Origin of the sequence: Streptomyces luteogriseus (assembly GCF_014205055.1) — a bacterium.
Lineage (GTDB): Bacteria > Actinomycetota > Actinomycetes > Streptomycetales > Streptomycetaceae > Streptomyces > Streptomyces luteogriseus.
Genome location: NZ_JACHMS010000001.1, coordinates 7,928,851 through 7,940,483 on the forward strand (window position 1 = coordinate 7,928,851; position 11,633 = coordinate 7,940,483).

Genomic DNA, 11,633 nt, shown 5'->3' on the forward strand with positions numbered 1-11,633 from the left:
GGTCACTCCTCCTGTCGTAGGTGCGCCGCGACCACCAGCTGGCCGAGGGCCAGCCCGCCGTCGTTCGGCGGGACTTCGCCGTGCCGCAGCACCGCGAAGCCGTCCTCTGTCAGCAGCCGCGCGCACTCCTCCTCCAGCAGCGCGTTGGCGAACACCCCGCCGCTGAGTGCGACGGTGGCGAGTCCGGTGTCCTGACGCGCCCGCCGGCAGATCGCCGCCACCGCCCGCGCCACGGCACGGTGGAAACGGGCCGCGAGCACGGCGGCGGGGGTGCCGCGCCGCAGATCGGCGACCAGCGCACCCAGCAAGGGCGCGGGGTCGAGCCCGTCGGCGAAGGCGTACGCGGACCCGTCGGCGCCCCATGCCGACGCGGCCGCCGCCTCCAGCTCCAGCGCGGCCTGCGCCTCGTACCCCGCGCGATGGCACACGCCCAGGAGCGACGACACGGCGTCGAAGAGCCGGCCCATGCTGGAGGTCGGCACACAGGCCAGCTCGCCGGACAACTGCCGCCGGAGCAAGGCGAGTTCCCGAGGTGTGCAGGCGCTCACGCACGGCAGGTCCGCGTCCCACGGCAGTCCCGCGGCCCACAGCCGGGCCAGGGCCAGACGGCACGGGTTGGCGACGCCCGCGTCGCCGCCGGGCAGCGGGGCGGGGGAGAGGCGGGCGTAGCGCCGGAAGCCGGTGTAGTCGGCGAGGAGGATCTCGCCGCCCCAGACGGTGCCGTCGTCGCCGTAGCCCGTGCCGTCGAAGGCGACGCCGATCACGGGGGTGGTGCCGTCCAGGCCGTGCTCGGCCATCGCCGAGGCGATGTGCGCGTGGTGGTGCTGGACCGTCACGGGGGCGTGCCCGGCCAGTCGGGCGGCCCACCGTGTCGAGTGGTACCCGGGGTGCCGGTCGGCGGCGAACACTTCGGGACTCACGCCGGTCAGGCGCCGCAGGTGCGCGTCCGCCCGCCGGGCCGCCTCCAGGGTGGTCAGGTCGCCCATGTCGCCGATGTGCGGGCCGAACCAGGCCTGCTCGCCCGCGCCGAGGCACAGGGCGTTCTTCAGGTCGCCACCCACAGCGAGGGCGGGCCGCACCGGGACCGGCAGCCGCAGCGGCCGGGGCACGTACCCCCGGGAGCGGCGCAGCACCTGCTCGGTGCCGTCGGGCCGCACCCGCAGCAGGGAGTCGTCGCAGGGCGAGGCGATGGGCCGGTCGTGGGCGAGCCAGGCGTCGGCCAGCCCGGCGAGCCGGGTCAGCGCCTCGTCGTCGTCCGTGACGATCGGCTCCCCGGAGCGGTTGCCGCTCGTCATGACCAGCACGCGCGGGCCGGGCGGGTCACCGGGCAGGCCGAGCAGCAGGGTGTGCACGGGCGTGTAGGGAAGCATCACGCCGACGTGCGGGCTGCCGGGGCAGACGCCGGGCGCGAGTGCGCCCGCCTCTCCGCGCCGGCGCAGCAGGACGATGGGACGCCGGGAGCCGGTGAGAGCGGCCCGTTCGGACGCGGAGAGGTCCGCGATCCGCCGTACGTCGTCGAGGTCCGCGCACATCACGGCGAACGGCTTGCCGCCGCGTGCCTTGCGGGTGCGCAGGGTGTCGACGGCCCGGGCATCGGTGGCGTCGCAGGCCAGGTGATAGCCCCCGAGGCCCTTGACGGCGACGATCCGCCCGGTGGCCAGCAACGCCCGTGCCGATGCCAGGGCTTCGGCACCCCGGGCCGGACGGACCTCGCTCCCGGGCGCCGGCACCAGGCGCAGCCGGGGACCGCAGTCGGGGCAGGCCACGGGCTGGGCGTGGAAGCGGCGGTCGAGGGGGTCGCCGTACTCCCGGGCGCACGCGGCGCACATCGGGAAGCCGGCCATGGTCGTGACCGCCCGGTCGTACGGCATGCCCGTGGCGATGGTGAAGCGGGGACCGCAGTGGGTGCAGGTGACGAACGGGTGCCGGTGCCGCCGGTCGGCGGGATCGGCCAGCTCCCGCAGGCAGTCCGGGCAGGTCGCCGTGTCGGGCGGGAGGAGGGTGCTGCCGGGGGAGCGGTCGGTGGAGCGGATGCCGAAGGTGCTCTCGGCGCCGGTGACGGGCAGGTCCTCGAAGCCGACACCGGTGACGGTGGCCAGCGGCGGAGGCTCCGCGGTCAGCCGGTCGCAGAAGTCGGCGACACCGTCCGGCGGGCCCTCCACCTCGATGAGGACACCGCTCGCCGTGTTGCTCACGAAGCCCGCGAGCGCCAGTTCGGTGGCCAGGCGGTGCACGAACGGGCGGAAGCCCACGCCCTGCACGGTGCCCCGAACGGTGACGCGCCGGCGTACCGCCCCGGTGGCGGGCGCCGTCACGGGACGAGGCCGGCTTCGGCGCCCTCGTGCGTGTGGGTGTGGGTGTGCGGGCGGGGCGCCAGGGGCGGCCGGTGGGCGGGGGCCCCGTCCCGGACGGCCAGCACACGCTCCAGAAGAGCGTCGGCCCCGGCGCCGGTACGGGCACAGGACCGCATCACCTCCACCCCGGGGTTGACCCGCTGGACGTTCGTCTCGAAGGCCGTCTCGTCGAACCCGGCCGGCCCGGCCAGATCGGTCTTCGTCAGCACCACCAGATGGGCGGACCCGAAGGCCGTCGGGTACTTCAGCGGCTTGTCCTCGCCCTCCGTGACCGCCATGAGCACGATCCGCAGGCTCTCGCCGAGGTCATAGGACGCGGGGCAGACGAGATTGCCCACGTTCTCCACGAACAGCAGCGACGTGCCCGCAGGCAGCCAGCTCTCCACGTGCCCACGCAGCTGCCTCGCCTCCAGATGGCACAGCCCGTCCGTCAGCAGCTGCTTCACCGGGGCTCCCGACCGGGCCAGCCGGTCGGCATCGTTCTCGGTGGCCAGGTCGGCGGTGAGGGCGGCCACCGGAAGGCTCCGCTCCACCGCCCTGGCCAGCACCCGCCCGAGCAGTTCCGTCTTGCCGCTGCCCGGGCTGGACAGCAGGTTGACCACGCTCACTCCGCGCCGGGCCAGCTCCTCGCGCAGGTCCGCGGCCAGACCGTCGTTCTTCGCCAGGACGGCCTGGGTGACCTCGTCCAGGGAATCGCACATGGGCGCCGCTCCTCGCGGGTCGGTAGGGAAATCGTTCCGCTACCGATCCTCCGCGCCGCCGCCCACCTTGCCCGGCAGCCCGGCCGAGGACAGGGCGGCGGATTCGTCCGGGCGGCTCAACGGGGGCGTGGCCGCCGGGTCGGCGAGCAGTACCGGCACCAGAGTGTGCAGCGCCGCGACGGCCCGCCCGACCGCCTCGCGCACCGTCGTGCTGATGCCCGGGGCGATGTCCTCGTCGGCGGGTGCCCGCACCTCGGGCTCGCAGGCCAGTACAAGGACGCGGGGGAGGGGCTCGTCACCCAGGTGGGCGGCCAGGGCGAGGACCTTCGCCGGGTCCATGCCGTGCGCCTCGGGCGGCGGGCCCGCCGTGGCGCCGTCGGGCAGGTCCGGCTCGATCAGCGACAGCGTGCCCGGCTCGTGCCCCCGCACGGCCGCGTCGACCAGGACGGCCGTGTCGTAGCCGTCGAGCAGCTCGTACGCGAGGTCCATGCCGCGGATGCCGAAGTCCCGCACCCGCACCTCCGCAGGCAGCGGGTCCTGGTCCAGGGCGCGGATCACCTCGGGGCCGAACGCGTCGTCGGCGAGGAAGATGTTGCCGACCCCCGCCACGAGGAGCCGCGCGCTCATCGCGCGTCCTCGGTGGCCAGCGGCCGGGCGGAGCCGTTCGGGAGCTTGCGGACGAAGGCGGACCGCAGCGCGTGGTAGGGCGCCTCGGGGTCGAAGAAGACGGCGCGCATACGGGCGAGTTCGGCCCGCCGGTACTCGGCCAGGGGGCGGGCGAGCTCGTCCGCGTGGCGGGCCGTGGCCTTGGCGGTGATCCGGCGCGGAAGGTCCGGGTCCGCGGCCAGGTCTGCGGCCAGGCGCTCCACCTCGGGGGCGAACTCCTGGGCCGTGACCGGCACCAGACGGTCCACCAGCCCGATGCGCGCGGCCGTCGCGGAGCTCACCGGCAACGCCTCGGCCGTCAGCCGCTCGGCCGTCTCGGCGCCCACCCGGCGGGGCAGCGAGTACGTCCAGTACTCCGACCCGTACAGGCCCATGTTCCGGTAGTGCGGGTTGAGGACGCTGCCCGTGCGGCACCAGACCTCGTCGGCGGCCAGGGCGAGCATGACACCGCCGGCCGCCGCGTTGCCGCCGAGGGCTGACACCACCAGCCGGTCGGTGGTGCGCAGCACCGCCTCGACCACGTCGTCCATGGCGTTCAGATTGGACCAGGACTCACCCGCCGGGTCGCTCGACGCCTCGATGACGTTGAGGTGGATGCCGTTGGAGAAGAAGTCGCGGGCGCCGCCGAGCACCAGCACCGAGGTGGGGCGGGTGAGGGCGTACCGCCAGGCGGCGAGCAGCCTGCGGCAGTGGGTGGTGCTCATGGCCCCGCCCGGGAACGAGAAGGCCAGGAACCCGATGGGACCGCGCTGCCGGTAGCGGATGTCGGTCCAGGTGGTGCGGTCCGGGGGCAGTTCCAGCGGTGCGGCGATCTCGGGCAGCCAGTACGGGCGGTCGTACGCACCCGGCATGCCCGGTGCGCTGCCGGGCGGGGCCGGGAAATGGGCGAGCACCGAGGCCGCCGGGCGACGGAACGGCGCGGGGTCACCGGAGCTCTTGCGGGGGCGCAGCTCCGGGATCCACACCGCGCCGTCCCGGGTGGCCCGGCAGAGCGCGCCGGCCCGGGTCGCGAGCAGTTCCCCGGGCTCCCCGCGCAGCCGGTCCTCGGGGTGACCGCCGTGCAGGAACACCTCCTGGCCGCAGATCTCGTCCCGGACGCCGGGCTGTGAGTCGGCGCCGCGGAGCTTGCGCAGCACCGTCGTCGTGCTGTCGTGCTCCCAGTCGATCCGCCGCTGTTCCTGGCGGAAGTAGTCCCGCCACACCACGTGGGCCCCCGGTTCGCTCTGCGGGCGCGGCTTGTAGGACCCTTCGGCGTAGCGCCGCACGGCCTGCAGCACGGCGGCCGTGGCCGTGTCCGCCACCTCGTTGCGGTACATGTCGCTCTTGCCCACCGGAGGCACCGGGAAGGTGCCGTCGGCCCACACGTCCCCCGCGTCCATGGCCGCCTCGGCCTGAAGCACCGTCACGCCCCACTCGGACGCCTCCTCGGCGATCGCCCAGTCCAGCGACGACGGGCCCCGGTCACCGGGTGGCCCCGGGTGCACGATCAGGCAGGTGTGCTCGCGCCACACGTCTTCCGGCAGGGCCGACTTCAGCATCGGGGCGACGATCAGCTCCGGGCCCACCTCGCGTACGGCGGCCCGGACGGCGTCGGGGCCGTGCGAGGCGAGCACGACCTCCACGTGGTGCCCCTCGTCCGACAGTTCGGCGAACACACGCTGGGACAGGCTGTTGAACGCGCTGGCGACGAGCAAGATGTCCATGACATCGCATGGTCGCCGGTCGGGGGAGGGCGGTGAAGGACCACGGCGGCGTTTCGCGGCCGGCGACCGCTTCCGGCCGAACGGGTAAGCGGAACCTGAGCGGAATACCGGTCGGCCGTCGCCCGCGAACGTATCCGGTGCCGCGGGCCTCGTCCGCGACCCGGTCGCGCACCGCGACACCGGCACCCGGTACTACCTGTACGTCACCGCCGACACGCGGGCGAACCCGTGCTGTGCGTCGCGGGCCGCGGTCGGCCGAGCGCCGACGAGGCCGGTCAGGTGCGGCACGGTGTGGAACGCTGGGTGTGATCGGCCGCGGTGCGGCCCCCGGACACGGGGGGGGGGGGGGGAGAGCGATGACGCGAACGGGAGGGCGGGCCGGCGGTGCGCCGCGCAGCGTGGACGTGGCCCGGCTGGCCGGTGTCTCGCAGAAGACGGTGTCGCGGGTGCCCAACGGGGAGCGGTACGTCTCCGAGGACGTACGCCGCAGGGTGCTCGCGGCGGCCGGGGAGCTCGGCTACCGGCTGAACAGCGCCGCCCGGGCCCTGGCCTCCGGGCGGACCCGCTCCATCGGCGTCGTCACCCTGGGAACCGCCCTCCGCGGCCCCGCGTCGCTGCTGATCGGCGTCGAGCGCCCGTCGAGCGGGGCGCCGACGCTGTGAAGCCGGGTGCCCGTCGAGCGGGGCGTTCCGCCCGCGCTGCGGGTGGCCGCCAAGAGCCCACCGCGCGGCACGCCAGCGGCCCGGGCCCCCCGCCAACGGCCCGCTGTGCGGGTACTGCCTGTCCAGCCGCGCCTCGCCCGCGGCAGCGCCCGCCCGCATTCTCCCTTGCCTGGGCCGTGCGCCTGACGCACGCTGTTCGTATGGGTGCGCAAGACGGCCCCGGCCCCACGCTGATCAACTCCGTCCAGCGGGCCATGCGCCTGCTGGAGGCGGTGAGCGCGCACGAGAACGGCGCACCGGCCAAGCAGCTGGCACGTGAAACCAGCCTGCCCCTGGCCACCGCCTATCACCTGCTGCGCACCCTGGTGCACGACGGGTACGTGCGGAAACTGGACGACGGCGGCTTCGTCCTCGGCGACAAACTCCAGACCCTGCAGTCCACGGGGCGGGCGCAGGCACTGCTCAGCCGCGTCCGGCCCACCCTCGCCGCGCTGCGCGACGAACTCGCGACGGCCGCCTACCTCACCTTCTACGAGGAGGGCGAGATCCGGGTCGCCGAGATCGTCGACGGCCCCGGCATCCCCCGCGTCGATCTCTGGGTGGGCTTCGAGGACGCGGGACACGCCACCGCGCTGGGCAAGTCCGTCCTGCGGGAGCTGGACGAAGAGGCCCGCCAGGAGTACCTCTCCCGCCACCACCTCGCCGACCTCACCCCGCGGACCATCACCAGCCTCCCGGTACTCCTCCAGCGGCTGGAGGCCCCGCCCATGGCCCCGGCCATCACGGACCTGGAGGAGTACGCCCTGGGCACGGTCTGCGTCGCCGTCCCGGTCTACAGTGGGGACACGCTCGGCTCCCTCGGTGTCTCGCTGCCGTCGAACCGGCTCTCCCGGCTTCCGGAGATCCGCGAGCGGCTGCTCCCGACCGCGAGCCGCGTGACCCGGAGCCTCTCGCTCACTATCTGAAAATCCGCTTCTTGCCGGGGACCACTCTCACCCCGTTTTCTGTATAAGTCAGACATTTCCGGGATGTGCGCCGGCACAGGTGAGGACTGCGGACCCAGACATGAGCCAAGCCCGTAACCATGGCGTCGACCACCGGCCGGTACGGCCGTTCAGGAGCCGGGTGGCCGGTGCCGGGACTTCGGCCCGCAGGCGCGCCGTCGCACGGCTGGCCGTCGGAACACCCGTCCTGCCCGTCCTGGTCATCGCCCTCGTCGTGTCCGCCGACCTCGCCGGCGGAGCCGGGATGATCTGGCTGCCCCTGCTGGCGGCCGGGCCCGCCCTGGCCGCCACGACCAACGGGCCGCGCGGGGTCCTCTGTGTCGGCTTCCTCGCCGCGGCGCTCGGCCTGGCACTCGGGATCCGGGACGGCGTACCGGCCCGGGAACTGACCGCCGTACTGTCGGCCCTGGTCGCCGTCACCCTCGCGAGCGGCCTGGCCAGCGCCCTGCGCGGACGCCGGGAACGGGTGCTCGCCGCCGTCCGCTCGGTCGCGGAGACCGCCCAGCACGCGCTGCTCAGGCCGGTGCCGTCGACCGTGGGGCCGTTCCAGGTGGCCGTGCGCTACAGTGCCGCGGCGGCGGAGGCCCGTATCGGCGGTGACCTGTACGCGCTGATACCCACCCCGCACGGGGTGCGGCTGATCGTCGGCGACGTGCGCGGCAAGGGACTGCCCGCCGTCGGGACCGCGGCGCTGGTGCTCGGTGTGTTCCGTGAGGCCGCCCACGACGAAGCCGACCTCCTCGCCGTCGTCGACAGGATCGAGCGGAGCCTCGCCCGCAACCTCGGCCACGACGACTTCGTCACCGCCGTCGTCGCCGGATACCCGAGGGCCGGGCATCTTGAGGTGGTGAACTGCGGGCACAACCCCCCGCTGCTGGTGAGCGCCTCCGGGGCCATCAGCACGGTCGAGCCCGCACGCCCGGCCCCGCCCCTCGGACTGCGCGCCCTCACGGGCCACCCCCCGGGGCTCCAGGTGCTCCCCTTCGCCGACGGCGACCAACTGCTGCTCTACACCGACGGTGTGACCGAGGCCCGCGACGGCGGCCGCGCCTTCTACCCCCTGGCCGAGGGCCTGGAACGGCACGTCTCCCACGAGCCGTCCCACACCCTGGGCGCGCTCCACGACGAACTGCTGGCACATGTGGGCGGCCGGCTGCACGACGACGCGGCCCTGCTCCTCATCCGCAAGCCGGCCGCACGCCCCACAGGCGCGGACGTGGCTGCGGCGACCCCCGGGGCGAGCGTCCTCGCCCCGGTGTCCGAGGCGAAGTGCTGCCCTTGACAGCCGCCGCGGCCGGTCCGGGTCACGCCTCGCGCAGGTCCTTGACCCGGCGGAGTTTGCCGAGGGAGCGCTCCAGGGTCTCCGGTTCGACGATCGTCACCTCGGCGGTGATGCCGATGCCGTCCTTGACGGCCTTCGCGATCGTCCCGGCCGCGGCTTCGCGCTGCTCGGGGCCGGTACCCGGGCGGGTCTCGACGCGGACGGTCATGTGGTCCATGCGGCCGCGCCGGGTCAGCTGGATCTGGAAGTGCGGGGCTACGCCGGGCGTGCGCAGCACGATCTCCTCGATCTGGCTGGGGAAGACGTTCACCCCGCGCAGGATGATCATGTCGTCGCAGCGGCCGGTGATCTTCTCGATGCGGCGGAACGCGGGGCGGGCCGTGCCGGGCAGCAGCCGGGTCAGATCGCGGGTCCGGTAGCGGACGACCGGCAGGGCCTCCTTGGTCAGGGACGTGAAGACCAGCTCGCCCTCCTCGCCCTCGGGCAGCACCTCACCCGTGATCGGATCGACCACCTCGGGGTAGAAGTGGTCCTCCCAGACGTGCAGCCCGTCCTTGGTCTCCACGCATTCCTGGGCGACACCCGGCCCGATCACCTCGGACAGGCCGTATATGTCGACGGCGTGGATGTCCGTCCGCTCCTCGATCTCGCGGCGCATCTCCTCCGTCCACGGCTCGGCACCGAAGATGCCCACGCGCAGACTGCTCGCGCGTGGGTCGAGGCCCTGGCGCTCGAACTCGTCGAGCAGGGTGAGCATGTAGGACGGGGTGACCATGATGATCTCGGGCCGGAAGTCCTGGATGATCTGCACCTGGCGCGCGGTCATGCCACCGGAGGCCGGGATCACCAGGCAGCCGGCGCGCTCGGCGCCGTAGTGCGCGCCGAGACCGCCGGTGAACAGCCCGTACCCGTAGGAGATGTGCACCTTGTGGCCCGGACGCCCGCCGGCGGCGCGGATCGAGCGGGCCACGAGGTCCGCCCACATCGACAGGTCGTTCTCCGTGTAGCCGACCACCGTCGGGCGGCCGGTGGTGCCGCTGGAGGCGTGCACGCGCCGCACCCGGTCCATGGGGACGGCGAACATGCCGAAGGGGTAGGTGTCCCGGAGGTCGGCCTTCGTGGTGAAGGGGAACCGGGACAGGTCCTCCAGCGAGCGGCAGTCGTCGGGGGACACCCCGGCCGCGTCGAACTTCTTCCGGTACGTCTCCACGTTCTCGTAGGCGTGCCGCAGGCTCCGGCGCAGGCGGTCGAGCTGGAGCTCCCGCAACTGCTCGCGCGTCAGGCGCTCCGTGTCGTCGAGCAGATCGTGGGGGAGGGGCTCGCCGCGCCGCTGCCTCCCGGGCCTCGTGGCCCCGGAGGTCGTCGTCTCGCTGGTCATCTAGCACTCCTCCGGCCTCGTGCTCCTGATGCTCCGGCTGCGGCCCCGGAACTCCGCGATCACCTCGTCGCCCCGCCGGACCGTCACGTCGTAGAGACCGCTGCGCCCGTAGCGGGTGCGCTCCTCGGCCCGGGCCACGAGTTCGTCGCCCTCGTACGAGGGGGCCACGAAGGTGATGTCGGCGCCCGCCGCGACGGTCACCGGGCCGTGGCTGTTGCAGGCGCAGGCGAAAGCGCTGTCGGCGAGCAGGAAGACATAGCCGCCGTGGACGATCCCGTGGCCGTTCACCATGGCCGGGGTCACGGTCATCCGCAGCGTGGCGGTCCCTTCGCCCTGTTCCCGCAGCTCGATCCCGAGCCCGCGGGAGGCCTCGTCCGCGGCGAACATCGCCTCCGCGGGCGGCGTCGCGTCAGCGGTATGGGTCACTTCTCGCACCACCTCATGGGCCGACCGAACATTCGGTTAGCTGGCGTTGCCATGTAATCGAGCCGCTTCGAGGCCTGTCAAGGGTCCAGGACTTGCCCGAGGGGTCTTACCAAGGCGCGCCGGCGTGTCCTACGATGTACCGAACGAATGGTCGGTTGGGAAGTGGGACGGATGGATACGACACGCTCCAGCCCCGCGGGGACGGACGGCGGCGAGCCGGATCTCCAGCAGCACTTCGACGCGACGATCGCGCGGGACCAGCGCATCGAGCCGCGCGACTGGATGCCGGAGGGTTACCGGAAGACACTGATCCGGCAGATCGCGCAGCACGCGCACTCGGAGATCATCGGCATGCAGCCGGAGGGCGAGTGGATCACCCGCGCGCCGTCGCTGCGCCGCAAGGCCATTCTCTTCGCCAAGGTCCAGGACGAGGCCGGGCACGGGTTGTACCTGTACTCGGCGGCGGAGACGCTGGGCGCCGACCGCGCGGACCTGACCGAGCGCCTCATCGAGGGCCGCCAGAAGTACTCGTCGATCTTCAACTACCCGACGCTGAGCTTCGCGGACGTCGGGGTGATCGGCTGGTTCGTGGACGGCGCCGCGATCTGCAACCAGGTGCCGTTGTGCCGCTCCTCCTACGGGCCGTACGCGCGCGCCATGGTGCGGATCTGCAAGGAGGAGTCGTTCCACCAGCGACAGGGTTACGAGCTGCTGATGACGATGATGCGCGGCACCCCGGAACAGCGCGAGATGGTGCAGGACGCCGTGAACCGCTGGTGGTGGCCGTCACTGATGATGTTCGGGCCGCCCGACGACGCCTCACCCAACTCCGCGCAGTCCATGGCCTGGAAGATCAAGCGGCACAGCAACGACGAACTGCGGCAGCGCTTCGTCGACATGACCGTCCCGCAGGCCGGGAAGCTCGGCGTGACGCTCCCCGACCCGGAGCTGCGCTGGAACGAGGAGCGGGGCCACCACGACTTCGGCACGCCCGACTGGGACGAGCTGATGCGGGTCATCAAGGGCGACGGCCCGTGCAACGACCAGCGGATGGAACGGCGCCGCACGGCCCACGAGGAGGGCGCCTGGGTGCGCGAGGCGGCCACCGCCCACGCCGCCAAGCAGGCGGCCCGCGAGCGGAAGGGAGCGGTGGCATGACCGCCGACAAGCAGGACTGGCCGCTGTACGAGGTGTTCGTACGCGGCAAGCGCGGCCTGAACCACGTCCACGTGGGATCGCTGCACGCCGCCGACGACCGCATGGCCCTCACCCACGCCCGCGACCTGTACACCCGGCGCAACGAGGGCGTGTCCATCTGGGTCGTGCGCTCGGAGCACATCGCCGCCTCGACCCGCGACGAGAAGGACCCGTTCTTCGAGCCCAGCGCCGACAAGGTCTACCGGCACCCGACCTTCTACGACATCCCCGACGACGTCCCGCACATCTGAAGGAGAGGG

At 73.4% G+C, this 11,633-nt stretch carries 10 protein-coding genes and 1 pseudogene; 5 read left to right on the forward strand and 6 right to left on the reverse strand.

Annotated features, from left to right (window positions below; all coding sequences use genetic code 11):
* Positions 1–2: 2 nt before the first annotated feature.
* Genes hypF through BJ965_RS35220 form a run of 4 tightly spaced genes read right to left on the reverse strand, consistent with a single transcriptional unit; the run spans position 3 to position 5,424 of the window.
* A complete protein-coding gene (hypF, locus tag BJ965_RS35205) occupies positions 3–2,315 on the reverse strand; it encodes a carbamoyltransferase HypF (RefSeq protein ID WP_184914832.1) in 2,313 nt (770 codons plus the stop codon).
* Complete coding sequence (hypB, locus tag BJ965_RS35210) at positions 2,312–3,055, reverse strand: hydrogenase nickel incorporation protein HypB (RefSeq protein ID WP_184914835.1); 744 nt, start codon at positions 3,053–3,055, stop codon at positions 2,312–2,314. The genes hypF and hypB overlap by 4 nt, the downstream gene beginning before the upstream one ends.
* 39 nt (positions 3,056–3,094) lie before the next feature.
* The gene (locus BJ965_RS35215; protein ID WP_184914837.1) at positions 3,095–3,682 is read right to left on the reverse strand and encodes a hydrogenase maturation protease; all 588 of its coding nucleotides are present in this window, start codon (positions 3,680–3,682) and stop codon (positions 3,095–3,097) included.
* Positions 3,679–5,424, reverse strand: coding sequence for a hydrogenase maturation protein (locus BJ965_RS35220; RefSeq protein ID WP_184914839.1), 1,746 nt, complete (start codon positions 5,422–5,424; stop codon positions 3,679–3,681). The genes BJ965_RS35215 and BJ965_RS35220 overlap by 4 nt, the downstream gene beginning before the upstream one ends.
* Before the next feature lie 356 nt (positions 5,425–5,780).
* On the opposite strand from BJ965_RS35220, the pseudogene BJ965_RS35225 reads away from it, so the two are divergent.
* The 3 genes and pseudogenes from BJ965_RS35225 to BJ965_RS35235 all read left to right on the forward strand — a co-directional run.
* Positions 5,781–6,059 (forward strand): annotated as a pseudogene (locus BJ965_RS35225) (LacI family DNA-binding transcriptional regulator); the annotation flags it as partial.
* 227 nt (positions 6,060–6,286) lie between these two features.
* Positions 6,287–7,051: an IclR family transcriptional regulator gene (locus BJ965_RS35230; protein WP_184914842.1), complete on the forward strand. Its 765-nt coding sequence runs from the start codon at positions 6,287–6,289 to the stop codon at positions 7,049–7,051.
* A 100-nt stretch (positions 7,052–7,151) separates the two neighbouring features.
* Positions 7,152–8,372, forward strand: coding sequence for a PP2C family protein-serine/threonine phosphatase (locus BJ965_RS35235; protein WP_184914845.1), 1,221 nt, complete (start codon positions 7,152–7,154; stop codon positions 8,370–8,372).
* A gap of 22 nt (positions 8,373–8,394) precedes the next feature.
* Here the strand turns inward: BJ965_RS35235 and paaK are convergent, their stop codons facing one another.
* Together paaK and paaI are read right to left on the reverse strand one after the other, a co-directional pair.
* A complete protein-coding gene (paaK, locus tag BJ965_RS35240) occupies positions 8,395–9,750 on the reverse strand; it encodes a phenylacetate--CoA ligase PaaK (RefSeq protein ID WP_184914848.1) in 1,356 nt (451 codons plus the stop codon).
* Complete coding sequence (gene paaI, locus BJ965_RS35245; protein ID WP_184917870.1) at positions 9,751–10,137, reverse strand: hydroxyphenylacetyl-CoA thioesterase PaaI; 387 nt, start codon at positions 10,135–10,137, stop codon at positions 9,751–9,753.
* A gap of 210 nt (positions 10,138–10,347) precedes the next feature.
* Here paaI and paaA point away from each other — a divergent pair, with 210 nt between their 5' ends.
* Positions 10,348–11,334: a 1,2-phenylacetyl-CoA epoxidase subunit PaaA gene (gene paaA, locus BJ965_RS35250; RefSeq protein WP_184914851.1), complete on the forward strand. Its 987-nt coding sequence runs from the start codon at positions 10,348–10,350 to the stop codon at positions 11,332–11,334.
* Positions 11,331–11,624 (forward strand): 1,2-phenylacetyl-CoA epoxidase subunit PaaB, encoded by a 294-nt coding sequence (gene paaB, locus BJ965_RS35255; protein WP_031142175.1) that lies wholly within the window; start codon positions 11,331–11,333, stop codon positions 11,622–11,624. Before paaA ends, paaB begins: the two co-directional genes overlap by 4 nt.
* The last annotated feature ends 9 nt before the right edge of the window (positions 11,625–11,633 follow it).